Origin of the sequence: Aminobacter sp. SR38 (assembly GCF_014843375.1) — a bacterium.
GTDB classification, from domain to species: domain Bacteria; phylum Pseudomonadota; class Alphaproteobacteria; order Rhizobiales; family Rhizobiaceae; genus Aminobacter; species Aminobacter ciceronei.
This window is the reverse complement of the sequence record NZ_CP062112.1, coordinates 2,049,531-2,075,235: the sequence shown is the minus strand read 5'-3', so window position 1 is coordinate 2,075,235 and position 25,705 is coordinate 2,049,531. Positions and strand designations below refer to the sequence as shown.

The following is a 25,705-nucleotide window of genomic DNA, read 5'->3' as shown; positions in this document are numbered from 1 at the left end:
TCGATGATTTGTCATTGCGGCGCAGTTCCGGCCGAGCCAGACGCCCGCACGATGTTGAGCAGCGCTTTGAGTGCGGGATTGGGGTTGGATTCCATCCAGACGGCTGAGACCGATATGACGCTCCTGCCGGCAAGAGGGACAACGACAACGCCATCAGTGGCGGCACGCGGAGGCGGTCCGATCACGATCGTCACCCCGAATCCCAATGCCACCATGTTGATGAGATTGCATTGGCCGGCGCGATGAAGCTGCACTCGCGGCGCGACAGCCCACTTTGCCATTCGTTTCGAGAGGTGTTCCTGAAGATCGGGGCCAATCCCGCTTGCGCCGAGGATAAACCGCTCACGGCGTAGTTCTTCGAAGCTCACCTTGCGCGCTCCGGCCAGACGATGCGACTTCGGAAGCACCGCTGCCATGTGCTCCTCACACAAATACAGCGAGTGAACCGGCCCATTGTTGAGCTGTCTGCTCACGAAAGCCACGTCGACGGAGCGCTGCTGGACCAGAGCCGTACTTGCGCCGGATGTAGTCTCGACGATCTCGACCGACACGCCTTCATGGCTAGCGCGAAAACGTTGAAACAGGTCGCCGAGCACAGAGAAGGGCACGCTGACGCCAACCGTTAATTCACCGTGCTCGCCACGCTGCGAAGCCTCGGCGCGCTGGAGGGCACGTCTCAAATGATCGAACCCTAGGCTGGCTTCCTCTAGGAACCGATCACCCGCAGGCGTTGGCCGTATTCCCGAGTGATCACGTTCAAAGAGCTTTGCTTTGACACGATCTTCAAGGCTTCGAACTCCTCGGCTCACCGTGGACTGCTGGACATTCAATGCTGCCGCTGCCCGCCGGAAGCTACCGTGTTCGGCGGATTCCAGGGCGTATCGAATCAATCGAAGATCAAAAACGTGATACGGTACCGAACGGATTCCTTGGCTTATTCGCATACGGACGGCCATCCTTGCCTGTTCAGGCGCAGCTCAACATCGAAATACAGGACCGTTGATCTCTATCCTCTGCGCTCCGCAATCGGCACGTAGTCGCGCTCGGTCGCGCCGGTATAGAGCTGGCGCGGCCGGCCGATCCGCTGGTGCGGATCCTCGATCATTTCCTTCCACTGCGCGATCCAGCCGACGGTGCGGGCGACCGCGAACAGCACGGTGAACATGGCGGTGGGGAAGCCCAGCGCCTTGAGCGTGATGCCGGAATAGAAATCGACGTTCGGATAGAGCTTCTTTTCGATGAAATATTCGTCCGTCAGCGCGATCTTCTCGAGTTCGATGGCGATATCGAGCAGCGGATCGTCCTTGATGCCGAGCTCGCCGAGCACTTCGTGCGCCGTCCGCTGCATGATCTTGGCGCGCGGATCGTAGTTCTTGTAGACGCGGTGCCCGAAGCCCATCAGCCGGAACGGATCGTTCTTGTCCTTGGCGCGGGCGATATATTCGGGGATGTGATCCACATGGCCGATCTCGCCCAGCATGTTCAAGGCCGCTTCGTTGGCGCCGCCATGGGCAGGCCCCCACAGGCAGGCGATGCCGGCCGCGATGCAGGCGAAGGGGTTCGCGCCCGACGAGCCGGCGAGCCGCACCGTCGAGGTCGAGGCGTTCTGCTCATGGTCGGCGTGCAGGATGAAGATGCGCTCCATGGCGCGCGCCAGTACCGGGTTCACCTTGTATTCCTCGCACGGCACCGCAAAGCACATGTGCAGGAAGTTGGCCGCGAAGTTGAGGTCGTTCTTCGGGTAAACGAAGGGCTGGCCGATATGGTACTTGTAGGTCATCGCCGCGATCGTCGGCATCTTGGCGATGAGCCGCATGGAAGCGACCATGCGCTGGTAGGGGTCGGAAATGTCGGTCGAGTCGTGATAGAAGGCCGACAGCGCGCCGACCACGCCGCACATCACCGCCATCGGGTGTGCGTCGCGGCGGAAGCCGGTGAAGAACTTCGACATCTGCTCATGCACCATGGTGTGGCGCGTGATGCGGTAGTCGAAATCGTCCTTCTGCGCCTTGGTCGGCAGTTCGCCGTAGAGCAGCAGATAGCAGACCTCGAGGAAGTCGCCATGTTCGGCGAGCTGGTCGATCGGATAGCCGCGATGCAGCAGGATGCCCTCTTCGCCGTCGATAAAGGTGATGGCGGACTCGCAGCTCGCGGTCGAGGTGAAGCCCGGATCGTAGGTGAAGGCGCCGGTGGTGGTATAGAGCGAGCTGATGTCGATGACGTCGGGGCCGAGCGTGCCCTGCATGACCTTGAAGTCATGGGCCTTGCCGTCGACCTCCACCTTCGCAGGCGCGCCGGCCCTCGGCGCCACGTCGAGTTTCTTGGCTGCTTCGGACATCGCGCGCTCCGAAATTTCTAATGCCATTGCGTCCAGTATTTGCCGGCCGCCTGAACTACGAAACGATCAAAACTAACCCGTTCACTTTGCAGAAGTCAGGCCTGTAATTCCTTGCATTCGTAACCGGCCAAGATGGTTTATTTGACCGAACAAATATTGGACCGAGTCAGAAATCGTTTCTCCCGCCCGTTATCGAGCGAAAACATCCCACCTCTACCCGGCACGACGTCGATAGTTAATTCCGTGTTCTTCCAAGCCTCGTACTGAGATTCACTGATGTATACCGGTGTATCACCAATACTTCCTAGCTGTACGTCCCGATCTCCAATGATGTAGTCATTGCGACGATAGCACATCGGGGATGAACCGTCGCAGCAACCACCCGACTGGTGAAAGAGCACTGGGCCGTGTTCAGCGATGATCTCGTTAAGAAACGCAATCGCCTCAGGCGTCGCGGAAACCCTGTTGAGAATGAGGCGTTCGGTCATTGTAGAGGCTCCATATGGGCCTTCTCCCTACTAGCGGGAGAAGGCGGCTCAAGGCGAGAAGTTGGAGGCGGCAATGGCCGATCGATCGCTCTCGCTGTCTCTCTCCAATGTTGGAGAAAGTCCCCTAGATTCAAAAGAAACCAAGCTTCTTCGGGCTGTAGCTCACTAGCATGTTCTTCGTTTGCTGATAGTGATCCAGCATCATCTTGTGGTTCTCACGGCCGATGCCCGACTGCTTGTAGCCGCCGAAGGCCGCGTGGGCCGGATAAGCATGGTAGCAGTTGGTCCAGACGCGTCCCGCCTGGATGGCACGACCAAAGCGGTAGAGCCGGTTTGCGTCGCGGCTCCATATGCCTGCACCTAGACCGTAGAGCGTATCGTTGGCAATCGACAGGGCCTCGTCATCGTCCTTGAAGGTGGTCACGGACACAACCGGACCGAAAATCTCCTCCTGGAAGATGCGCATCTTGTTGTGACCCTTGAAAATCGTCGGCTTGATGTAGTAGCCGCCAGCCAGGTCGCCGGGCAGATGATTCTGCTCGCCGCCAGTAAGCACCTTCGCGCCTTCCTTTTTGCCGATGTCGAGATAAGAGAGAATCTTCTCGAGCTGTTCGGAGGAGGCCTGCGCGCCGATCATGGTCGCGGGATCGAGAGGATCGCCTTGGATGATCGCCTCGGTACGTTTGATGGCACGCTCCATAAATTTGTCGTAGATTTTCTCGTGCACCAGGGCGCGGCTCGGGCAGGTACAGACCTCGCCCTGGTTAAGCGCGAACATGACGAATCCCTCGATCGCCTTGTCGAAGAAGTCATCGTCCTCGGCGATGACGTCCTGGAAGAAGATGTTGGGGCTCTTGCCACCCAGTTCCAGTGTCACAGGGATCAGGTTCTGCGACGCATATTGCATGATCAGTCGGCCGGTCGTGGTTTCACCGGTAAAGGCGATCTTCGCGATACGGTTGGACGACGCTAGCGGTTTGCCGGCCTCGAGGCCGAAGCCGTTTACAACATTTAGCACACCTTCCGGCAGGAGGTCGCCAACCAGGTCTGCCCACAACATAATGCTGGCTGGCGTTTGCTCGGCCGGCTTGATGACCACGCAGTTGCCTGCGGCGAGCGCAGGCGCCAGTTTCCAGCATGCCATAAGCAGCGGGAAATTCCACGGGATGATCTGGCCGACGACTCCCAGCGGTTCGTGGAAGTGGTACGCAATCGTGTCGTGGTCGATTTCGGAGATTCCGCCCTCCTGGGCGCGAACGGCGCCAGCGAAGTAGCGGAAGTGATCGATCGCCAGCGGCAGGTCGGCGGCGGTCGTCTCGCGGATTGGCTTGCCGTTGTCCCAGGTTTCCGCAAGAGCCAGAAGATCGAGGTTCTCTTCCATGCGATCAGCGATCCGATTAAGAATCAGGGCACGCTGCGCCGCCGAGGTCTTACCCCAACTATCCTTTGCTTTGTGCGCTGCATCCAAAGCTGCGTCGATGTCCGCAGCCTCCGAGCGTGCAATCTCGCCAATCGAACGGCCGGTCACCGGCGAGATGTTCTCGAAATATTTCCCCGATTTTGGGGCAACCCACTTGCCGCCGATGAAATTCTCGTAGCGCTTGGCGAACGGGACTTTCGTTGTGCGCGAAAATTCGATCTTATTCATGCGAATTCCTCCCAGAAGGCGCGCCGCACCATGCGGCGCCTCTTTGGAGATGGTCGTTGGGTACCGCGTTTATGTCACCCCCGGTAACAGCCCTACACCGCTCAATTGTAACAAATCTGAAACAGTTTGGCCCTCTTAGCCGCAGTCATTACTACGATGGCGAATAAACGACCCTGCTCGCCGCTGGGTGCAAGCCATTCCGTATCCGAAGGATCGGCGGGTGGCGAACAGGTCGCCGTACTTCCCGGAACATATTCGGACTGCGTTACGACGATCGCCAGTTTCTCAATTCGTCGAGTCGCCTAGTCGATCAAGACGGTCGAACTCGACTTGATTTGCGGGCAGCGTAAACAGTTTGGTGCCGTATTCGGAATTCTCCGCGGTGCAGCCAATCAGTCCAAACCATCTATCTCTTTCGGGAAACTCGGGCCAAATCTGCAAACGCAGAGGAAGGCCCCCGACAAGGAACTGAATCGTCCGAATCCGCCGTTTGCAAAAGCGTAGAGTTGAGGCGCGGAAAAACCCGTCCCTTGCGGCGAACAGCGCACGAGCCTCATCCGAACCTTCCAGCCACACTATAATTGCCATTGGATCGGCACCATCCACAAACGCGAGGGACCGCCCTTCTCTTAAACCCATTATCAGGCTGTCGCACGAAAGTATATCTGCATCGCCGATCCTAGACGTTCGAAGGAGGAGGTCAGTAAAAACCGCCACAAGATCGCCGACTGTCGCCGTTCGTGCCTCCACTTCAGTTATCCCCTCGCGTGAAGGAAGAGTGAAATTTGGCCAGCCGCATTGTCTATACACTGGAAACTTTAGTTGCCTTGCCGACCAGGAGCACGATACTGTGGTATCCCTCTTATTGTTGAGGTCCGAGAACGTAGCTGCGGTAATAGACTATGTAACTATATGTAACGTCCGAGCCCCAAGGAACCGAATGAGATCTTCCGCTCGAATGCAGATTAACAGTCCGCGAGTTCCGGCATTCACGAAGACCTTCTTCCCTGGCATGATATTCGCTTCAATCAGTGTCTGAATTTGCTCGTTCAAGCCGATGGGGCTGATTCCGCCGATCCTGTAACCTGTGACTCGTTCAGCCTCGGTTGGACTCATTATCTCGGCGGTAGTTCCGCCAAGCGCTGACATCACCCTGTCGATGCTGACTCTTTGGTTGCTCGGGACTACAAGACATCTTGGTTTTGCGTCGACGCTCACGATGAGCGTTTTAAGTACTCGGGAATATGAGACGCCAAGAGCCTTTGCCGCATACAATCCTTTGTTCCGGACGGTGTGGGCGTATTCATATGTGACCAGCGAGAAAGACACGCCAGCGCGCATTAGAGATTGGGTCGCTGGCGTTGATTGCAACGTTCCGGTTCCTGCTCAAAGAATGGCGTGTGCAAGGCACGGCGACCGAGGTGAGGTCGGGCGCTTCCCGTGCCGGCTCATAGGATACTTACGCTCCTGGCTCCTACGACACCTGCTTCAAGTGCTCAATTTGGCATAGGCCTCAATCTCGACCTTCTGCCAAGATCTCAGCATCGAGGAGACCTGGATAAGCGTGCTGGCGGGGCGGATCGAATCGAAGCTGATGAGATGTCCTCTGGCGACGGCTTCGGCATCAGCGATGTCGCGAATATAGACGACCGTCCGGACGACATGTTCCAGACCAGCACCCGCATCGGCCAATGCCTTCTCGATAATGGAGAGAGCGGCACGAGTCTGGATATACGCATCGCTATCTTCATGGCCTGCAGGGGCGCAAGTTCCTGAGACATGAATGTCCTTGCCGACACGAACGGCGCGTGAGTATCCGAAAATATTCTCGTAGGCGCCGCCAGAAGATATGTTCTGACGCTTTGAGGTTTGTTTACTCGACATGGGCGAACTCCATTACTTGCTGAGACAGTCGCGCACCCTGTACCAAGTCTCCACGACCGGAACGGCGCGCTTGGCGATGGGATGTGCGGGGAACGATGGAAACACGAGATCATCGAAAGCGGTGCGACCTTCGGTGTCACCAAGGAGCTGGAGAGCGATCTTGTGACCAAAGTAGGTCGCGCGGGAGACCCCGGTACCGCAGTATCCCAGGGCATAGTGGACCCCGTTTCGCGTTCGCCCTAGGTGTGGCACCTCATCGTAGGTATAGCCGATAAGGCCATCCCAGCCGTGTGACACGCGGATGTCCTTTAGAACCGGGAAAACCGACAAGACATCGCGCGCGAGATGGCGGTAGGCCGCGACTGAATCGCTCGGTGCCAAATGGCTGACCCGCCCGCCCCATAGTATGCGACGCTCGGCAGGTGCTGCCCGAAAATAGTAGAACACGCGATTGGTGTTACCGTAGACCCGCCCCCCTGGCATAAGTTGGGAGAACAACTGTTCAGGAATCTCTTCGGTGGCGATTTGGCCTGAACCCACCGGAACAATGCGGCGGGTCAGATGGGGAAGTAACCCGTCGGTATAGCCGTTGGTTGCAATGATGACGTTGCGGCAATTTATTTGGCCAGACAGTGTGTTGACCGTGAATCCATCCTTCGTTGCGTCAACGGCGATCGCAGCACTATGACCCTGGACGACCCCGCTCGCATCCTCCACGCGATGAAGTAGGCCCTGATGATAGAGACCGGGGTGCAGGCTGGCATCTGCCGGCAAAACGGAACCGCCATGGAAAAGGTCGGTGTTGATCTCGTGATGCTGCTCGGACCGAGGCACCATAAAGCTTTCTACCCCAGCCACGTTGCGCAGGTCTTCCATGTCACGCGCGATCGCATCGTAGTGCTCCGGTCGGATAGCGCCTCGGAAGCGGCCGCAACGACGGAAATAACAATCTATTTTCTCCGTGCTGATCAGCCCTTCGATATAGTCGAGCATGGCGACGCCCTCGCGGAGCATCTCCTCAGCCTTCGCGCGACCGCGCAATTCGATGAGGCGCTTTACACGGAACTTCTGGTTGCCGCTCCCTATCTGGCCACCGTTGCGGGTACTGGCGCCAAATCCCGGCGCGTCACGATCGAGTACCACGACGCTGCGGCCAGCTCTCAAGAGAGTTAACGCAGCAGAAAGCCCTGTGAATCCTGAACCGACGACCACGACATCGGTCTGTTGGGGGAGAGCGCTTGGAGGCGTTTCGCGAGGCGCTGCAGCTTCCCACCAATATGGCCGATAGGTGAGAGACGCGCTGGCCGCCAAGCGGCCAGTCGCCAACTGGTCAAGCGTCGGATGCGCTATCGGTTTGCTGCTCACTTCTTCCTCCCACTTCCTTAGTTGCTTACCATATAAAGGTATTGCATCACATGCAAGATAATTGTATGTGGTGTAACATAATGGTCGCTTAGGGAGGAGCATCACAGTGAACAATCTCGCTATATCGGAGGAATGGGGTTCTAGCTGCGACGGATTCGTTACGCCGACAGGCCTCGATCTCGAACAAGCCAAAAACTTTCTCGCTCAACACAAGATCCGCTACGTGTTTGCGCAATTCGTCGACATATATGGAACGGCGAAAGGTAAAGCGGTACCAGTCGACCATCTGGAGGATATTGTCACCGATGGTGCGGGTTTTGCCGGTGGCGGCGTTTTTGGGCTGCGTATTCCTCCGCATGGACCCGAATATATAGTCGTTGGCGATCTCAAGACGCTGACGTTGTTGCCGTGGTCACCAGGATATGCGCGCATTATGGGAACGGGTACGGTTGGGGGCCAACCGCACCCGATCGACACGCGCAACATTCTTCAGGCGCAGATCGACAGACTTGAGGGTCGCGGCTGGGTGCTCAATACAGGCATCGAGCCCGAGTTCAGTCTTTTGGAGCGCACGGCTGATGGGTCGGTGGTTCCGTTGGACTCGACCGACACGTTGCGCAAGCCGGCATATGACTACCGCGGGCTATCCCGGGCACGCATTTTTCTTGAGAGAGTGACCGAGAGCCTCAAGGCGATCGGGATCGACGTCTACCAGATCGACCACGAGGATGCGAACGGGCAATACGAGATCAACTTCAAATACTCCGATGCCATGACATCGGCCGATACCATTCTACTGTTCAAGATGGCTGCCTCTGAAATCGCTCACGAACTGGGCGCCATTTGTTCCTTCATGCCGAAGCCCAAGACATCGATGACTGGCAATGGCATGCATATTCACTGCTCGATTGCCGACAAGAACAGCCGTAACCTCTTCCATGATCCGAACGATCGCCGAGGGTTGGGCCTGTCCGACCTCGCTTATCATTTCACGGCTGGCCTTCTCGAGCACGCCAAGCCGTTGACAGCCCTCCTGGCGCCCTCGGTCAATTCCTACAAGCGCCTCGTGGTCGGCCAAAATGCGTCAGGCACCACCTGGTGTCCCGTGTTCATTGCATATGGTGACAACAATCGGACGGCAGCATTGCGCACGGCGACCGGCCGAGTAGAGGTCAGGATGGGGGACTCCGGAATGAACCCCTACCTTGCACAGGCCGCAGTGATTGCTGCAGGGCTCGACGGCATCGATAGAAAGCTGGATCCGGGCGAGCCGCACAACGTCAATTTCTATGCCCTTTCGCGCCGCGAAGTTGTGGAGCGAGGCATCGAGTTTCTACCCCAGTCGCTTTGCGAAGCAATCAATGAGTTGGAGGCAAGTGATCTTTTCAGAGAGACACTCGGCGCCGAGTTCATTGATGAGTTTGTGACGCTCAAGCGCACCGAGTGGGAAGAATATCACCGGCACGTATCCGATTGGGAAACCAATCGGTACCTCGCTTTCTTCTAAAACCCCAAGGATAAGGATCGACGAACTATGTGCGGAATTGCTGGTCTATTTATCAAGGACCCAAAACTTGAGCCGCAACTTGGTGCCTTACTGGCCAAGATGACCTCAACCCTGTGCAGCCGTGGGCCGGACTCGGCCGGCTTCGCCATCTATGGCGATGGTAAACCAGGGACGACGAAGATTACACTGGCTGGGGCAAATGTCGGCGCGGTTGCCAGGCAACTTGTTGCGGCGCTCCCCACGGGATCGTCCTCGAAAGTTCGCCACACCCATGCTGTTGTTTCGGTGCAAAATGCGGATCTCGAGGCCGCCGAAAAATGGCTGGCCGAGAATGCCCCTGATATCGCCATATCGAGCGAAGGCACTCGCTTGGAGATATTCAAAGAGGTCGGCTATCCGGACAACGTTGCAGCGGCATTCGATATCGCAAGCATGGGCGGTACCCACGGTATCTCCCACACGCGCATGGCGACAGAATCGGCGGTCACGACTGATGGCGCCCATCCGTTTTCGACGGGGTCCGACCAGTGCCTGGTGCACAATGGCTCCCTCTCGAACCACGCCTCGCTACGCCGCCAGTTGCGTCAGGACGGTATCCCTATACGCACCGAGAACGATACCGAGGTTGCCGCCGGATACATATCGAAGAAGGTTCGGGATGGGGAGACTTTTGGCGAGGCATTGGAGTCGAGCCTGAGCGACCTCGATGGTTTCTTCACTTTCGTCGTCGGCACGGAAAAGGGCTTCGGCGTGCTTCGTGACCCAATCGCCTGCAAACCCGCTGTGATGGCTGAAACGGATCAGTACGTCGCATTCGCCACTGAGTACAAGAGCCTCACCTGCCTTCCGGGCATCCGCGAGGCGCGCGTCTGGGAGCCCAAGCCGGCTACCCCTTACTTCTGGGAGCATCAGTGACATGCCCATTGTCGATCTTGGAAAATCATCTCTCCGGGAATTGAACGCCGCTTTACATGAGCTTCGGCCGAACACCAACGAGACGGACTGGACAGTCCTGAATCCGAACGGCGAGCATTCAATCGCTGTTGGTGTCGATGCTCCGGTGACGATCAATATTGATGGCCCTGTCGGATATTTCTGCGGAGGCATGAACAAGCAGGCCACCATCGTTATTGAAGGAAACGCCGGCCAGGGTGTCGGCGAAAACATCATGAGCGGCCTGATCCACGTCAAAGGTGACGCCAGCCAGAATGCTGGCGCCACGGGTCGCGGTGGACTTCTTATCATAGACGGCAATGCCTCCTCGCGCTGTGGAATCTCGATGAAGGGGGTAGATATCGTGGTGAAGGGAGGCATCGGTCACTTGTCGGCCTTCATGGGTCAAACGGGAAGCCTCGTCGTATTTGGTGAAGCGGGCGAGGCGCTCGGCGACTCTCTTTACGAGGCGCACCTGTACGTGCGCGGCCCGGTCGCGAGCCTTGGCGCCGATTGCGTCGAGAAGAAAATGCGGGACGAGCATCGCCTGGAACTGTTCGAGCTTCTCAAAGCATCTGACGAGGCGAACAAGGTCGATGTTGGCGAGTTTCGTCGCTACGGCTCGGCCCGTAAACTCTACAACTTCAATATCGACAATATGGATGCTTACTGATGACTGAGAGAGATTGGCTCCCGACTACCCCACGCAAATCCTATACTTTCGACGATTATGCGCTCTCTGAAATTCGACGTGCGGCTGCGACTGGCATCTACGACATCCGTGGTGGCGGTTCGAAGCGCAAGCTGCCAAACTTCGACGATCTTCTGTTGCTCGGCGCATCGATGAGCCGATATCCGCTGGAAGGCTATCGGGAGAAGTGCGGCACAGAGGTGACGCTTGGCACACGATTCGCCAAGAAGCCGCTGAAGCTTGCTATTCCGATAACCATCGCTGGCATGAGCTTCGGATCCCTGTCAGCCAACGCCAAGGAAGCTCTTGGCCGTGGCGCCAGTATCGCCGGAACTTCGACGACGACGGGCGACGGAGGCATGACGCCCGAGGAGCGCGGCCAGTCCAAGTTGCTCGTCTACCAGTATCTGCCATCTCGCTACGGGATGAATCCGGACGACCTGCGTCGTGCTGACGCGATCGAGATCGTGATTGGCCAAGGCGCCAAGCCAGGCGGCGGCGGCATGCTGCTCGGACAGAAGATCTCGGATCGTGTCGCTGCCATGCGCCAATTGCCCAAGGGCATCGACCAGCGTTCGGCCTGCCGACATCCGGACTGGACCGGCGCCGACGATCTGGAGATCAAAATTCACGAACTGCGCGAGATTACCAACTGGGAAAAGCCAATTTATCTGAAGGTTGGCGCAAGTCGGCCGTACTACGACACAGCGCTGGCGGTGAAGGCAGGGGCTGACGTGGTGGTGCTGGACGGCATGCAGGGCGGCACGGCTGCAACGCAGGAAGTGTTTATCGAGCATGTCGGCATCCCCTTGCTGTCGGCAATCCAACCTGCCGTACAGGCACTGCGAGACCTCGGTATGCACCGGAAGGTTCAGCTCATTGTTTCCGGGGGGATCCGCAACGGTGCCGATGTCGCCAAGGCGTTGGCTCTCGGCGCGGATGCTGTTTCGATCGGTACCGCGGCCCTAGTGGCACTCGGTGACAACGATCCGAAATGGGAGAAGGAATACCGGTCGCTCGGTTCAACCACCGGTGCCTATGACGATTGGCACGAAGGAAAGGATCCGGCCGGTATCACGACACAGACGCCGCAACTGAGCGAAAGACTGGATCCGGTGGCCGCAGGACGCCGCCTCGCCAACTTCCTCAAGGTCATGACGCTGGAGGCGCAGACGCTCGCTCGTGCGTGTGGCAAGAGCCATGTTCACAACCTTGAGCCCGAAGACCTTGTTGCCCTCACGATCGAGGCAGCGGCAATGGCCCGGGTGCCTCTGGCCGGAACAAGCTGGGTACCTGGGCTGCACCAGGCGTGAACGTACCAAGGCCCGCCAACGCGAAGCGGATAAGCGGCGGGCCTTGCTCACTCATTGTAGATGATGATGGAAAGGAACTTGGCGTATTCATCCAGCATGCGTTCGGGACCGTGGACGACGTGTCCGGAGAAGGTGAAGGCATCTCCGGGTTCCAGTACGTAAGTGTGCTCTCCGAAACGGTATTCAACGCGCCCTTGTAGCATGTAGATAAACTCCGTTCCGGGGTGTGAAAAACGCGGATAGGACCTGCTCTTCTTGTCCATTTCAATGAAGAATGGCTCGAAAGTCTTTCGCGGCCCACGCCCGTAGGCTAGCAGTTTATATGTGTGCCCGTGTTTGGTGCCGATACGGACGACTTCCACCTGATCTTGCTGTTTGATGAGTTGCGCTGAACCTTTCTGCTCGTCGGTTTGGTGGAAAAGATCGGCCATGCCGATACCGAGGGCCTCACATAGCTTTTCCAAGGAATCGAGACTTGCGGTAGCAGCGCCGTTCTCGATGCGGCTTAGCATGGCGCTCGATATCCCCGCGCCGGCACTGACGTCGGCCAACGTGAGGTTAGCGGCCGTTCGCTGATTGCGAAGAACCTGCCCAATTCGGACTTCCAACGGCGCTCGCGCAGCTGATTGTCTGGATGGGCGCACCCGTGTCTTGCGCTTGGCCCCTGACTGTTCGTTGGTCTTTTTGGTTGTCATCCCACCACCTGTTTGCTTCGAGCAAAATCATAGCCGGGATGTTGTGACCAAGCAAAACCGAAACGCGGCATAGCTCAGCCTGACGTGCATTTTCCATTGAAATGCGGCTAAAAGTATGTTGTATCACATGCAATAAAAATACATGTGGTACAAATTGCCCCTCAGATTTGCTGGCGGCAATTGGGAGGTTGTTGACGTAAGGAGGAGAATTCATGTCGTCTGTTTCGGAAGCTGAGCAAGGCTCGGTGAGCCTCGATGAGCCTGGGGGGGAAATCGGGGGACTGCATCGGGCCATCGACTGGAAAGGTGCGTTTTGGATCGCCAGCGGCGTGCCCGCGCTGGTGATGATTTCGATAGGAGGAATGGGGGCCACCGCCGGCAAACTCGCCTTCTTAGTCTGGGCGATTTCAGTTCTGATTGGCCTCTGCCAAGCATATAGCTATGCAGAGATCGCCGGTCTCTTCGCCAATAAGTCAGGCGGCGCCGCGGTCTATGGCGCGGCCGCTTGGCTTCGTTACAGCAAATTCATCGCCCCGCTGTCGGTATCCTCGATGGTACGGGCGTGGCAGCTGCAATGGGACGCATGGTTGGAACCGGCTCAGTGCTGGTTACTCACCTTCTCGAGATGATGATGGTGCTCGCCCTCATACTCGCAATCATGATGGCGATGGCAGGATCTTCGCGTACGCTCTACCAAGGCGGAATCGACGGTTGGCTGCCAAAGTACCTTTCGCACACAAACGAGCATGGTGCTCCAACAAAGGCGATGTGGACGGACCTATTCTTCAACCTCGGTTTGCTCTCATTCGCCACATCCGACACAAACGCATACTATTTCATTCTGTCGATCTCGAACGTCGGATATATGATGTTCATTTTCCTTAACCTACAATCTATCTGGATTCATCGGATCGACAGTCCCACTATTCCTCGGCCCTATCGCACGCCGAATTGGCTGGTGGCCGTGAACGTTGCTCTTGGATACTTCAATCTCCTGCTTATGGGCGCTGGTGCGAAGGTCTGGGGCAATCCAAACGCGCTTTGGTATGGAATCGGCTTTGGCCTCCTAATCCTGCCCGTCTTTGCCTATCGCCATTATGTGCAGGACAAAGGCAAGTTCCCCGATCACATGCTTGTGGACCTCGGCCTGAAGAGCCAGGATCTGGGAGAAAAACGAGCAGGCGTACTGCCTTATCTAGCGCTAGCTCTTGGCGTGGCAGTAACATTGTTCGGCCACTACTATTTCCAGCTTCCTGCATAACATCGACCCGCGCGGCGTCAGTTCGCGCGGGCTTCTTTTCGGTCATTCAGTAAACAGGGGAGATCTTCATGCCTACTACCATCCTATGTGGTGTAGACGATTCTTCGCACGCTAGTAAGGCTGCAAGCGTTGCTGCCCAACTCGCGGCGGCGACCGGTTCCAAACTGATCCTGATCGTAGTTGATCAGGTCACTCTGGAAGGCCGGAGCGCGCCTATTCACAAGTTTGGCGAAGAAAAAGTGCAACAAGTGCTGGCCGGAGCAAAAGCGATTGCCGCTGCAACCGGGTATGCTGACCCGCATCTCGTCTCTGTCGCAAGCCAAGATGTTGCCACGGCAATCCTGAATTATGCCGACGAGCAACGCGTGGATCACATCGTTGTCGGCACTGGCGAAAAGAGCGCCGCTACTCGCTTTGTGATCGGCTCGGTCTCGCATGATCTCGTGGTGCGTGCACATTGCAGCGTCACTGTCGCGCGATAGCTAGTTCCTTTTCGTCGGCGTCCTTGATGTCGTTCATCTAAGAAAGGCCAATGTCATAGGAGGCACTGATGCGCTCGTCGCTTGTTGATAGGCACGCGCGGAAAGTCGATAAGGCTGTGGAGTCGGACGATGCCGCCCGATCAGCCTTGGTCGCCTCGTGGCGCCGCTCCCGCAAACTACATCATCTCGACCCGGATAATCGGAGAGGCCCACGTAGGCTTACGGATGCCGAACTCAAGGTTGCTCGTCAACGCATCGAACCGCTCGTATGTGCTGCCAAACCTTCTCTCGACCGCCTCTATCTGGCATTAGGAAATATCGGCTATTGTGTGTTGCTGGCTGATAGGGATGGAATACCGGTGGAGCGGCGCGGAGCCCCTAGTGATGACGACCTATTTGAAGCGTGGGGTCTCTGGCTCGGGGCTGTTTGGAACGAAGAAAGTGAAGGCACAAATGGAATTGGTACCTGTCTAGTCGAAGGCAGAACACTGACGATCCATCGGGACCAGCACTTCTTTGCTCGCAACACACTTCTTTCTTGCACAACAGCACCAATTTACGATCATCAGGGAAACTTGGCGGCGGTGCTCGATGTATCGTCCTGTCGGGCCGACTTCACGGAAGATTTCGTAGCGCCGATTTCGATGCTCGTGAGCGATGCTGCTCGGTTCATCGAAGCAGAAAACTTTAGGCATTGTTTCCCCAAGGCGCGGATACTCCTCGTGCCGTCTGAGAAGGGCGCCTATGGAATGCTTGCGGTCAATGAGGATGATTTGGTTGTCGGCGCGAACAGAGTGGCCCGTTCAGAGTTTGGGCTGATGTCTAGAAGTCTCGCAGAGCCCGTACCGGTACGGGATTTGCTCGGTGGGTGCGACAGCGCCAAGGAGTTGAATGATGCCGAGCGCGGAGCGCTGCAACGTGTCCTGGCCCGTTGCCACGGCAACATCACCATGGCTTCAACGAGTCTAGGTATTTCTCGCACAACATTGTACAGAAAGCTAAATAGGTACGACCTTATCCGGTCAAACTGAACTCCCACGCAACGGTGTTGGCAGATGCAAATCGTAAACCGCGCAACGAACATCGTCACTGTGAAGTCGCACTGACACCATGGACTAGCAAATAGGATCGCAACTGTCTTCCGCTCCGTTGGCCTAGACTCGAGGCAAGCGAGCGCGAGAACTTGAGTCATCGCCGAAGGCCTTCGCAGATGCCATGTCGTCCTTCGGCGGGCGAACCACCGCAGCGAAAATTAAGGGCCGCCTCTATATAACCGTAAGCGGTGTTTCCGGACCACCTTTCGGGAGTGGTCGCGATCTGTGAGGTTGCCGATCCTGTATTGGGATCGGAGATAGGCTTGTGTCTGGATTTGACCTTACGCTTGACCCGGAGCGGCAGCCTCGCCGTTTTGAGGTGATCAACGGTGTTGGCGGCCGGCGTCACTGGTCGGTGGATGACAAGGCGCGGATCATCGCCGAGACGCTGGAGCCGAACGCAATCATTTCCGAAGTCGCCCGGCGTTATGGTCTCAGGCCGCAGCAGGTCTTCGCCTGGCGCCGCGAAGCGCGCAAACAGGCTGCTTCGGCGCAGCAGGAAGCCGCGGCCTTCGTGCCGGCGGTGGTGACGGCGGTGCATCCGGAACCTGCGCCGAAGCGTCCAGCACGGCCACGAAAGCGGAAGGCGGCTCGAGACGCTGGTGTGATCGAGCTTGAGATCGACGGCATCGCCATGCGGGTTGGCCGGGGAGCCGACGCCAAGACGGTTGCGGCGGTGATCCGTGCGCTGAAGGCAACGTCGTGATCGGGCCGACAGGTGCCGTCAAGGTCATGGTGGCGACGAAGCCGGTGGACTTCCGCAAGGGAGCGGAGGGGCTGGCCGCGCTGGTGCGCGAGACGATGGGTGCCGATCCGTTCAGCGGTGCGGTCTATGTCTTCCGTGCCAAGCGCACGGATCGGATCAAGCTGATCTTCTGGGACGGCACCGGCGTCTGCCTCTATGCGAAACGGCTGGAGGATGGCGAGTTCCGCTGGCCGAAGGTGCAGGACGGCGTGATGCGGCTGACGGCAGCTCAGCTGTCGGCGCTGCTCGAGGGGCTGGACTGGCGGCGGGTCCACGAAGCGGGTCGGACGCGCGTTCCAGTTCAGGCGGGTTAATCCGCGACCAAGTGAATCAGGCTCGATTCCGCCGTCGCCCGGAGCCGGTGAATATGGTCTCATTCGGTCATGGCGATGACGGCGGACCAGCTTCCCGACGATCCGGATGTGCTGAAGGCGATGGTCCTGGCGCGCGACGTCGAGAATGCTCGCCTGACCCAGATCATCAAGGAATTGCAGCGCCACCGCTTCGGCCGCAGGGCCGAGAGCCTGCCTGAGGATCAACTCCTCCTTGGCCTTGAGGAGGCAGAGCAGATCGAGGCGGCGGGCGAGGAAGAAGCCGAACGTGCCGATCTGGTCAAACGCAGGGAGCGCACCGCGACGCGGCGCACGAACCGTGGCGCGCTGCCGGCACACTTGCCGCGCGTGGAGACGGTCGTCGACATCGAGGACCATAGCTGCCCGTCCTGCCGCGATGGGCTTCATCGGATCGGCGAAGACGTCAGCGAACGGCTCGATATCGTGCCGGCGCAGCTGCGCGTGATCGTCGTGCGGCGGCCCAAATACGCTTGTCGTGCCTGCGAGGACGTGGTCGTGCAGGCTCCGGCACCCGCCCGGCTGATCGAAGGCGGTCTGCCGACCGAGGCGACCGTCGCCCAGGTGCTGGTGTCCAAATATGCCGATCACCTGCCGCTCTATCGCCAGGCGCAGATCTACGCCCGGCAGGGCATCAATCTGGATCGCTCCACGCTCGCCGACTGGGTCGGCCGCGCCGCCTGGCATCTGCGTCCGGTCCACGAGCGGCTGCTGGAGAAGCTGAAAGCCTCGCCCAAGCTCTTTGCCGACGAGACCACGGTGCCGGTGCTGGATCCCGGACGCGGCAAAACCAAGACTGGGCAGCTCTGGGCTTACGCCCGTGATAACCGACCATGGGACGGGAGCGACCCTCCGGGCGTCGCCTATGTCTATGCGCCGGACAGAAAGGCGGAGCGACCGATCGCTCATCTGGCGGGCTTTGCCGGAATCCTGCAGGTCGACGGATACGGTGGCTATCGGGTGCTCGCCGACAAGAGCGGCGCGACGCTCGCCTTCTGCTGGGCACACGTGCGCCGGCGCTTCTACGAACTCGCCGCGGCCGGCCCCGCGCCCATCGCGAGCGAGGTGCTCCGGCGCATCGCAGAACTCTATCGCGTCGAGGATGACATCCGCTGCCAGCCGGCAGACGCACGTCGTGCCGCGCGCCAGGAAAGGAGCCGGCCGATCCTAACCGAGCTCGAGCCGTGGCTGCGCGAGAAACTCGGCCTGATCAGCCAGAAGACCAAGCTCGCCAAGGCGATCCGCTATACGCTGTCACGCTGGGAGGGGCTCACCCGCTTCCTCGATGACGGACGCATCGAGATCGACAGCAATACCGTCGAGCGGTCGATCCGCCCCATTGCACTCAACCGGAAGAACGCCCTATTTGCAGGCTCCGACGGCGGCGCCGAGCACTGGGCCGTCATCGCCTCGCTGATAGAGACGTGCAAGTTCAACGACGTCGAGCCGCTTGGCTATCTCGCCGATGTGCTCACCAGGATCGTCAACGGCCATCCCAACAGCCAGATCGAGGATCTCCTCCCGTGGGCCTACATCCGGGCTCCGGCGCTCAAGGCCGTGGCCTGAGAACACCGCTTACATATAACCGATACCGGTGCGACCTTTGGGTCGACGCGCGCAGGAGCTTGAATTCATAACCTTTAAGGTTCACCCGACGCCGAGATACGGTATCCTGATCGACTGTGATATGTCTTCGAGTACATCGCGCCGCGTACCAAGGTTGCCATTACGCTGAGCTAATAGTCGGTCGCGCCAGTGCTGTCTTCCCAATTCGCGGCGTCTTCACCTCGCGTTGCTCGAATGCTTCTCGAGCCCGCGCAATCTGCCGCCGCGCCGCGCCGAGCCCTAGCCAGTCGCGAAGTTCTGGTTGTGCTGTCAACGCATTTCCGAGTGTTGAGAAGATGGTGTTGCTGATCGCCTGTTGCTGCCCGCGAAGATGATCTTCCAGCAGCTTGTGGCGCGTGATGTAGCCAGAATTCACACCAGGGACCGAATGGTTCATTAGCATACGGGCGTCGAGCTCCGAGACGCCGGCAGGAGTCGCGACTGTCCGATACGTTTGGCGTAACTCGTTGCCCCACTTCGACAGAGCCGCTCGGTCCTCTTTATGTTCGACCAGATGACCATCGGCGCCATCGGCTGGAAACAGCCAGTAATTCGCTTCATAGGGGTGCATCTGCCTGCCGCACCGTATGGAGCGCATAAGACAATTAATCATCTGACGGGATAACGGGATGTCGAAGGCGCGATCGGCGCCACCCTTCGGGCGAGGGATGTGAAGGACCCTGCGACGCAGATCAAGATGCTCGAGCCGAGCCTCTTTCAAGGCCGTAGGGCGCGATGCAGAAAGCAGGGTGAACAGATGAAACTCGCGCCGTATGGGATTGTCGAGTTTCGCGGCCTCGACGAACCAGGCCTTCAGGTCAGCCATGCCCATTCCAGTATCCCGACGCTTCTCGTGGTTCCAATCGACGCTATCGACGGGGTTGTCGGCCGGCAGTTCGCGATTGGTCTTACGGGCATGATTGTAGATCGCGCGGAAAGTGCGCATGCTGCCATTCGCGATGTAGGGTCCGTGTTTTTCACTAATGGCGTCGTGCTTGGCAGAGACCTGACCCGGATCGTCACCAAGCTGCTTCAAGGGCGTATCCAGCCAGTCCTTGAAAATGCGCTCCACATGGTCGCGATAGCTCTCGATTGTCCGTGCGCTCCGGTTCCTCCGCTCCATTGCGATCCTGTACCGTGCCCAAGCTTCTTTCACGGTGACCCCAACCAGCGCGTCCTTTTGTTCGTTTGTTAGATCGGCAACGATTGACGCCTTAGTGGCTTTCTCTTCGCTCGTGGGATGTATGCCTCGGCTGATTTGGATCAAATATCCCTTGGCGACCGCACGCGCTGCACGCGTTGAAAACTGCCCAGTGTCGCCAATCGCGACTCGGATAGTGGAGGCCCGCTTACCGTGTTCCCGAAGGTCGCCCTGGATCATAAAAGTCTTCTTCCGAACGCCGACCATTAGGAAGAAACCCTTTTGCTCGGTGTCCCGGACAATGTAGCGTCCCTTTTCGGGCGATGGCAAACGCTGGATTGTCCTGTCGTTCAATGAGATACGCATGTCGGCCTCTCGCGTACTCCTGCGGTTTTTGAAACGGTTTTTGAAACGGTTTTGGCAAATCGAACTGTCTGGAGGGCTCAGCGCGACATCGTACAAATGTACACCATAAAGCATTGAACTTCAACTGAATTCTTGGTATACATCGAAGTTAGAAGGGCTATAGGATATCGCCTCGCGCTGACATTTTTGAACTACGAATCTGGGGGTCAGAGGTTCGAATCCTTTCGGGCGCGCCATTTTCTCCTTGTGACAGCGCACGCCGTCATGGCTCAGGCCACAGCATCGAGGTCCACGACGCCGGACCTGGACTGAGTGGCGCTGCATTCGAGCAAACGCTGTTGCGCCGGGTGCTTGCGGAGGGGCGAGCGGACCGACCAACTCGAATTCGTTGCCAGTTGCGGCGTGCCCTACCTTCAGGGATGGATGTTCACCAAGGCGCTGCCACTGGGGCAGGCCATCGAGGTGACGCAGGGCACGACGCCGCGGCCGACTAAGAACTAGAGGCTGGTTGGAATGCGCTGCCCCTCCCAATCAGGCGGCCACCAGTCTCCGCGCAGGTGCTCGTAGTCGTCGTCGGTAATCCAGGTCAGCGGCTCCCCGCGCGTGTCCTCTGGGTCAATACGTTGTTTCAAGCCTTCGCATCGGCGCAATGCCCATTCCAGCATGGCCAGTGTATCGACCTCGCGGTCGCGAACGACCCTGCCTCGCCGGCAAGTGATGACTCGCTCGCGGGTGAACCACGATGATCAACCGTGGAAGCCCCACAGGAGCATCGGTCCTGTCGGGATGCGAAGGTGACCACTGAACCACTCGGCGCTTACTGGAAATCTGGTCGCTGGCACGAGCCGCAAAAACCAACTGCGCATGGCATCCGAGAGTGGCCGCTCCCGGTCACCATAGGTACTCAAGGCGACGAGGCACAACTTGCCATCGATAACATCCCAAGTGCCGACGTATTGACGATGACAATTCGTCGTCCATTCGTCGGGCGCGCTTATTCTGACCCGGCGGGAAGCAAGCAGGCGATAGAGCGGCAGGGCATGTAATAAATGCGGCTTGCCATCGATAAGTATCCGCTCGGGCATCTGTGATGTCATGGCTCTCCTCACGGCAGAGAAGTGTCGAGGCGGCAACCTCGAGATCGTAGCAGACTGCATGCAAGGGGCAACTCGATAATCATCTAATATTTTGATATCATGAGGTAAATTTCAGTTATCCCCTCCTTCTGCCGGTGTCGGAATTTGTTGACCTTGTCCTTTGCTGAAGGAGGATTCGACGATGGAGGAGGTCGTGTTGGGTACCAGTTTCATCCTGACGAACTGGATGTCAGAGGCTGCGCCGCCATCGCGGCGAGGACATGCAAGGTACCGGCTCTGGCCGCGACAACGGAACAGGATTGTTCATGCGGCTGCTCACCGGCGGCATCGCCGCCGCCGATCGGCAACGTTTCGGCCTGCCACCGGATCTCCCCTGGCGTCATCCGGCGCCGACAGCTTTTCCCAGAAAGTTTGAACAGGGCGGCTTGCAATTCGCCAAGTCAGCGGCTAGTTAGCGCCGGTCGCTGCGGTCGATTGATCGGAGCGTCCCGGCCGTTTCCTTGATGGCCTGTTGCGCGCCCGTAGCTCAGCTGGATAGAGCACCAGACTACGAATCTGGGGGTCAGAGGTTCGAATCCTTTCGGGCGCGCCACTCTCCTCACTGTACAGCCCGAAGACATAGGTAACAGTTTGTACCTAAGACATGGGTGACAACCTCGTGCCGAACGGGTTGTCGATGGTCTGCAGGGTCCTCTGTTCGAGGTCGATATAGCCAAGATCATAGTGCATGAAGGAGACGAGCCAAATGGCGTCGTCGACTTCAGTGATTCCGAGCCTCTGGCCGGCGAGCACGGTCGAGATATTGATCTTCTTGCGGTGCATGCAGATGCGGCCACAGGCGGTGACGAGGATGTCGCGGTCATGGAAGGGGTAATGCAGGTCTGGCAGCCCCTCATAGGCTCTTGAAGAGGGCTTATAGAGTTCGTCCGGCACCTTCATGCCGATCGCTTGGTGCGGTCGTTCGGCATTGAATTCGCTGACGAATGCATCGAACCTGGCCTGCTGCTGTAGAATGTTCATGCCCGGCGGCCGGGTCGTCTCCTGCTTGAGGGTCCGGTGCATACGCTCATGCCTGCCGTTCTGCTGCGGGTTGCCGGGTTTGATGCGCTCGATGTCGATGCCCAGCCGCAGCCAGAAGACCGAGAGCCTGGACAGATTGTAGAGCCCATTGGGAGAGGCGAAGGGCAGCCCGTTGTCGCTTCTGATCGCCGCCGGCAGCCGCGCTGTTTGAACAACCTCACGAAGGCTTCGACGACGGGCACCTCCCGCGTTGATTCGAGGGCTTCGCACAGAAGGATCATGCGCGAGGCCTGGTCAGTCACCGTCAAAGGGTAACAGTACTGGCGATTGCCGAGCCTGAACTCGCCCTTGAAATCGACACACCACAGATCGTTAGCAGCATGCCGCCGACAGCGGCGTGCCCTCGGCCTTGCAGCGCCGCCTCTGACGGGCGCGCGTGATAAGGCCGTGGCGGTCGAGCACGGCATGGACCGTGCTCGTCGACGGCAGCCGAACGTCGCCGGCCAGCTTGCGCACCAGAAGCTCACGGATCTTCCTGGCGCCCCAGTGCGGCTTGTCCTTCTTGGCCTTCACAATCGCCTGCTCGATCTGACAGGGCAGTTGGTTGGCATAGCGGACCGGCCGCCGTGACCGGTCGGTCAGCGCCTCCAGGCCGTCGTCCTTGTAGCGGTTGAGGATCTTGTAGCCGGTCTTGCGGGAAATCCCGAACTCTCGGCACACATCACTCATGCCCTCGCCATCCAGAAGCCGCGCAACAAAACGAAGACGTTCCTCCATCACCGAACTCTCCTTCCACGGCATCAACACCTCCGGCCAAAAGCCAAAAGTGTTACCCATGTGTCCGGTACGAAACGTCACCTATGTCTCGGGTCGCTCACACCAATGCAGTCAGGTCACTTCACTCGGCAGGCTGGGCCTTGTCTATTGCCTGCTCGCCCTGAGGCATTTCGCCGGCCCGCCGGTCAGCTGACCGTATTTTCCTTCTTGTGCTCGCAGTCCCTGCCGCTGCCCTGGCCGCTCGGCTGCGGACAGTTTTCGCCGCTGCATTCCTGGGCCTGGGCACGAATGATTGTTTTCGGCCCACCGGCGCTGGCGGCCAGAAGAATAGCGGTCGAGAAGGCGAAGAGGAGCAGGCGCATGACATCTCTCCTTGTGGCTGGGGCGGCAAAATGCCGGCTTGGTAGCCGGTCGGCGCGGCATGACCGAGGTCACGCGGCAATCAGGCTGCCGTAACGGCAGCATAGCGCACGTGGCATTGCGGTAAAGCCCGATCCGGCTGCCTGACGATAGGGAAACAATGCCGCAGGGCGGCGTTGCCTCGCGCTTGCATTTGCATTTGCCGCCACGGCAAATTTTGTTTAAGGCCAAGCTCATGTCGCACTTGCCCGAGACTCTGCTCGCCGGTTATCGCAACTTCATGAACGGTCGCTACGCGGCCGAGACGGACCGTTACAAGTCGCTGGCGCGCGAAGGCCAGTCGCCCGAGACCCTGGTCATCGCCTGCTGCGATTCTCGTGCCGCACCCGAAACCATCTTCGATTCTGGTCCGGGTGAGCTGTTCGTCGTCCGCAACGTCGCCAATCTCGTACCGCCTTATTCGCCGGATGGTGAGTTCCATTCGACCTCGGCGGCGCTCGAATTCGCCGTGCAGGCGCTGAAAGTCAAGAACATCGTCGTCATGGGCCACGGCCGTTGCGGCGGTATCCGTGCAGCTCTCGACCCCAACATGGCGCCGCTGTCGCCCGGCGACTTCATCGGCAAGTGGATGAGCCTTGTGGCACCGGCCGCCGAGACCGTGACCGGCAGCACGATGATGACCCAGGGCGAACGCCAGACGGCCCTCGAGCGCATCTCGATCCGCTACTCGATCGCCAATCTGCGCACCTTCCCGTGTGTGAAGATTCTGGAGCAGAAGGGTAAGCTGGAGCTGTTCGGCGCCTGGTTCGACATCTCGGCCGGCGAGTTGTGGGTCATGGATCGCGAAACCGGCGATTTCGAGCGCACCTCCATCGCCTGACCTTGGCCGCTGGCCTCATTTCAAAGACTTGAATGGCCTGACGTCTCCGGCCTAGCTTTGCGCATGAGCCTTGGGCGCCTGTGCCCATGGCTGCGCGGCCAGGAGCCTAGACATGACAATTGCCCAGCCGCGTCATTTGCTCGACGGCAGCCATCGCCGCATGTTCATCGGTGGCGCCTGGGTCGAGGCGGCGTCCGGGCAGACGATGGAAACGCGCAATCCTGCCAACGGCGTCGTCATCGCCACGGTGCCGCGCGCCGGCAAGAAGGATATCGAGCGCGCCGTCGCCGCCGCCCGCAATGCGTTTGATGGGCCGTGGAGCCGTTTCAAACCGCATGAACGGCAGAAACTTCTGCTCAGGATCGCCGAGCTGTTCGAGCGCCACTGGGAAGAGATCTGCGTTTCCGACACCACTGACATGGGCCTGCCCATCGCGCGTGCCCGGGGCAATGCCAACCGCGTCCTTGGCATGCTGCGCTATTATGCCGGCATGGCCACGGCGCTGCACGGCCAGACCATCGACAACTCGCTGCCGGGTGACATCGTCTCCTACACCCGCAAGGAGCCGATCGGGGTCGTTGGCGCCATCATCCCGTGGAACGCTCCGACCGCAGCGTCGGTCTGGAAGATCGGCCCGGCCTTGGCCACCGGTTGCACCGTTGTGCTGAAGCCGTCGGAGGAGGCGCCGCTGACCCCGCTTCTTATCGCCGAACTGATGGCCGAGGCTGGCGTCCCCGACGGCGTCGTCAACATCGTTACCGGCACCGGCACCGAGGCCGGCGCGCCGCTCGCCGAGCACATGGGCGTCGACAAGATCGTCTTTACCGGGTCGACGGCCACCGGCCAGAGCATTGTCCGCGCCTCGGCCGGCAACCTCAAGCGCGTGTCGCTTGAGCTCGGCGGCAAGTCGCCGGTAATCGTCTGCACTGATGCCGATCTCGAGCGCGCGGTGCCGGTTGCCGCCATGTCTGTCTTCGCCAATTCCGGCCAGATCTGCATCGCCGGCTCCAGGCTTTTTGTCGCGCGACAGATCCACGACGAGTTCGTCGCGCGGCTGGCCGCCTATGCAGCCGGCTTGCGCATTGGCAACGGCATCGACCCCGAGACCGAGATCGGCCCGCTGATTTCGCCCCGCCAGCTGCAGCGCGTCGAGGGCTATCTGCGCGCCGGTTCGGAGGAGGGCGCGCGGCTCGTCGTCGGTGGCACCAGGCTGTCGCAAGGCGCGCTGGCTGCAGGAAACTTCGTCGCCCCCACCGTCTTCGCCGGCGTCTCCGACACCATGCGCATTGCGCGCGAGGAGATTTTCGGACCGGTTATCTCGGCCCTGCCGTTCGACACACTCGACGAGGTGGTGCGGCGCGCCAACGACACTCCATACGGCCTCGCCGCCGGCGTTTTCACCCGCGACCTCGCCACTGCGCACCAGCTGTCACGACGGCTGCAGGCCGGCTCGGTATGGGTCAACACCTATCACGCGATCGACCCGGCGGTGCCGTTCGGCGGCTACAAGATGAGCGGCTACGGCCGCGAGGGCGGCACTGATCATCTCGACGAATACCTCAACACCAAGGGCGTGTTCATCCGTATCGATTGAGGGCGGCCGCAACGAAAGAGCTGCGCCCGGCTGCCGGGCGCGGCCTCTTTTTTCGGCTGTGTGCAGTCTAT

At 59.1% G+C, this 25,705-nt stretch carries 24 protein-coding genes, 1 tRNA gene and 2 pseudogenes; 14 read left to right on the top strand and 13 right to left on the bottom strand.

What is annotated here, in order from left to right; all coding sequences use genetic code 11:
- Positions 1-11: 11 nt before the first annotated feature.
- The 7 genes from IG197_RS10120 to IG197_RS10090 form a co-directional block, all read right to left on the bottom strand.
- A complete protein-coding gene (locus IG197_RS10120; RefSeq protein ID WP_192318593.1) occupies positions 12-956 on the bottom strand; it encodes a LysR family transcriptional regulator in 945 nt (314 codons plus the stop codon).
- 50 nt (positions 957-1,006) lie between these two features.
- Entirely contained in the window at positions 1,007-2,338 is a 1,332-nt protein-coding gene (gene gltA, locus IG197_RS10115) for a citrate synthase (protein WP_192318591.1), read from the bottom strand.
- Between the two features lie 137 nt (positions 2,339-2,475).
- Entirely contained in the window at positions 2,476-2,826 is a 351-nt protein-coding gene (locus IG197_RS10110; RefSeq protein WP_192318589.1) for a DUF779 domain-containing protein, read from the bottom strand.
- Positions 2,827-2,956: 130 nt separating this feature from the next.
- Positions 2,957-4,474: an aldehyde dehydrogenase gene (gene adh / locus IG197_RS10105; protein ID WP_192318587.1), complete on the bottom strand. Its 1,518-nt coding sequence runs from the start codon at positions 4,472-4,474 to the stop codon at positions 2,957-2,959.
- 900 nt (positions 4,475-5,374) lie between these two features.
- Positions 5,375-5,815: an aminoacyl-tRNA deacylase gene (locus tag IG197_RS10100; RefSeq protein ID WP_192319676.1), complete on the bottom strand. Its 441-nt coding sequence runs from the start codon at positions 5,813-5,815 to the stop codon at positions 5,375-5,377.
- 147 nt (positions 5,816-5,962) lie between these two features.
- Positions 5,963-6,358, bottom strand: a complete 396-nt coding sequence (locus IG197_RS10095; RefSeq protein WP_192318585.1) for a Rid family hydrolase — start codon at positions 6,356-6,358, stop codon at positions 5,963-5,965.
- A 12-nt stretch (positions 6,359-6,370) separates the two neighbouring features.
- A complete protein-coding gene (locus tag IG197_RS10090) occupies positions 6,371-7,723 on the bottom strand; it encodes an FAD-binding oxidoreductase (RefSeq protein WP_246765353.1) in 1,353 nt (450 codons plus the stop codon).
- A 106-nt stretch (positions 7,724-7,829) separates the two neighbouring features.
- Between IG197_RS10090 and glnT the strand changes: the two genes are divergently transcribed.
- The 4 genes from glnT to IG197_RS10070 are packed head-to-tail and all read left to right on the top strand — an operon-like array spanning position 7,830 to position 12,167.
- On the top strand, positions 7,830-9,230 hold the full coding sequence (gene glnT / locus IG197_RS10085) for a type III glutamate--ammonia ligase (protein ID WP_246765352.1): 1,401 nt from the start codon (positions 7,830-7,832) through the stop codon (positions 9,228-9,230).
- Positions 9,231-9,257: 27 nt separating this feature from the next.
- Entirely contained in the window at positions 9,258-10,145 is an 888-nt protein-coding gene (locus IG197_RS10080) for a glutamine amidotransferase family protein (RefSeq protein ID WP_192318583.1), read from the top strand.
- A gap of 1 nt (position 10,146) precedes the next feature.
- The gene (locus tag IG197_RS10075; RefSeq protein ID WP_192318581.1) at positions 10,147-10,836 is read left to right on the top strand and encodes a protein glxC; all 690 of its coding nucleotides are present in this window, start codon (positions 10,147-10,149) and stop codon (positions 10,834-10,836) included.
- Positions 10,836-12,167, top strand: coding sequence for an FMN-binding glutamate synthase family protein (locus IG197_RS10070; protein ID WP_192318579.1), 1,332 nt, complete (start codon positions 10,836-10,838; stop codon positions 12,165-12,167). Before IG197_RS10075 ends, IG197_RS10070 begins: the two co-directional genes overlap by 1 nt.
- Before the next feature lie 47 nt (positions 12,168-12,214).
- On the opposite strand, the gene IG197_RS10065 is transcribed toward IG197_RS10070, so the two are convergent.
- Positions 12,215-12,862, bottom strand: a complete 648-nt coding sequence (locus IG197_RS10065; protein ID WP_192318577.1) for a helix-turn-helix domain-containing protein — start codon at positions 12,860-12,862, stop codon at positions 12,215-12,217.
- 212 nt (positions 12,863-13,074) lie between these two features.
- On the opposite strand from IG197_RS10065, the pseudogene IG197_RS10060 reads away from it, so the two are divergent.
- The 6 genes and pseudogenes from IG197_RS10060 to IG197_RS10035 all read left to right on the top strand — a co-directional run bounded on the left by IG197_RS10060 (position 13,075) and on the right by IG197_RS10035 (position 18,360).
- A pseudogene (locus IG197_RS10060) lies at positions 13,075-14,123 on the top strand (amino acid permease).
- A 68-nt stretch (positions 14,124-14,191) separates the two neighbouring features.
- Positions 14,192-14,605, top strand: a complete 414-nt coding sequence (locus tag IG197_RS10055; protein ID WP_192318576.1) for a universal stress protein — start codon at positions 14,192-14,194, stop codon at positions 14,603-14,605.
- A 68-nt stretch (positions 14,606-14,673) separates the two neighbouring features.
- Positions 14,674-15,636: a GAF domain-containing protein gene (locus IG197_RS10050; protein WP_192318575.1), complete on the top strand. Its 963-nt coding sequence runs from the start codon at positions 14,674-14,676 to the stop codon at positions 15,634-15,636.
- Between the two features lie 328 nt (positions 15,637-15,964).
- Positions 15,965-16,405 (top strand): transposase, encoded by a 441-nt coding sequence (locus IG197_RS10045; RefSeq protein WP_192318570.1) that lies wholly within the window; start codon positions 15,965-15,967, stop codon positions 16,403-16,405.
- A complete protein-coding gene (tnpB, locus tag IG197_RS10040; RefSeq protein ID WP_192318568.1) occupies positions 16,402-16,758 on the top strand; it encodes an IS66 family insertion sequence element accessory protein TnpB in 357 nt (118 codons plus the stop codon). Before IG197_RS10045 ends, tnpB begins: the two co-directional genes overlap by 4 nt.
- Positions 16,759-16,827: 69 nt before the next feature.
- Positions 16,828-18,360 carry an IS66 family transposase gene (locus IG197_RS10035; protein WP_192318566.1) on the top strand — a complete coding sequence of 511 codons (1,533 nt, stop codon included), beginning with the start codon at positions 16,828-16,830 and terminating at the stop codon, positions 18,358-18,360.
- Positions 18,361-18,520: 160 nt separating this feature from the next.
- Here IG197_RS10035 and IG197_RS10030 read toward each other — a convergent pair whose 3' ends face one another.
- The 3 genes from IG197_RS10030 to IG197_RS10020 form a co-directional block, all read right to left on the bottom strand.
- Entirely contained in the window at positions 18,521-19,906 is a 1,386-nt protein-coding gene (locus IG197_RS10030) for an integrase arm-type DNA-binding domain-containing protein (protein ID WP_192318564.1), read from the bottom strand.
- A gap of 497 nt (positions 19,907-20,403) precedes the next feature.
- A complete protein-coding gene (locus IG197_RS10025) occupies positions 20,404-20,571 on the bottom strand; it encodes a hypothetical protein (protein WP_192318562.1) in 168 nt (55 codons plus the stop codon).
- An 81-nt stretch (positions 20,572-20,652) separates the two neighbouring features.
- Positions 20,653-21,003, bottom strand: coding sequence for a hypothetical protein (locus IG197_RS10020; protein WP_192318561.1), 351 nt, complete (start codon positions 21,001-21,003; stop codon positions 20,653-20,655).
- 305 nt (positions 21,004-21,308) lie between these two features.
- Between IG197_RS10020 and IG197_RS10015 the strand changes: the two genes are divergently transcribed.
- Positions 21,309-21,458 (top strand): hypothetical protein, encoded by a 150-nt coding sequence (locus tag IG197_RS10015; protein ID WP_154385906.1) that lies wholly within the window; start codon positions 21,309-21,311, stop codon positions 21,456-21,458.
- Positions 21,459-21,518: 60 nt separating this feature from the next.
- Positions 21,519-21,595 (top strand) — tRNA-Arg (locus tag IG197_RS10010).
- 44 nt (positions 21,596-21,639) lie between these two features.
- Here the strand turns inward: IG197_RS10010 and IG197_RS10005 are convergent.
- Positions 21,640-22,824 (bottom strand): annotated as a pseudogene (locus IG197_RS10005) (integrase core domain-containing protein).
- 161 nt (positions 22,825-22,985) lie between these two features.
- Positions 22,986-23,162 (bottom strand): hypothetical protein, encoded by a 177-nt coding sequence (locus tag IG197_RS10000; RefSeq protein ID WP_154386871.1) that lies wholly within the window; start codon positions 23,160-23,162, stop codon positions 22,986-22,988.
- 233 nt (positions 23,163-23,395) lie between these two features.
- On the opposite strand from IG197_RS10000, the gene IG197_RS09995 reads away from it, so the two are divergent.
- Positions 23,396-24,040, top strand: coding sequence for a carbonic anhydrase (locus IG197_RS09995; protein ID WP_192318559.1), 645 nt, complete (start codon positions 23,396-23,398; stop codon positions 24,038-24,040).
- A gap of 112 nt (positions 24,041-24,152) precedes the next feature.
- The gene (locus IG197_RS09990) at positions 24,153-25,634 is read left to right on the top strand and encodes an aldehyde dehydrogenase (protein WP_192318557.1); all 1,482 of its coding nucleotides are present in this window, start codon (positions 24,153-24,155) and stop codon (positions 25,632-25,634) included.
- Positions 25,635-25,705 lie beyond the last annotated feature (71 nt).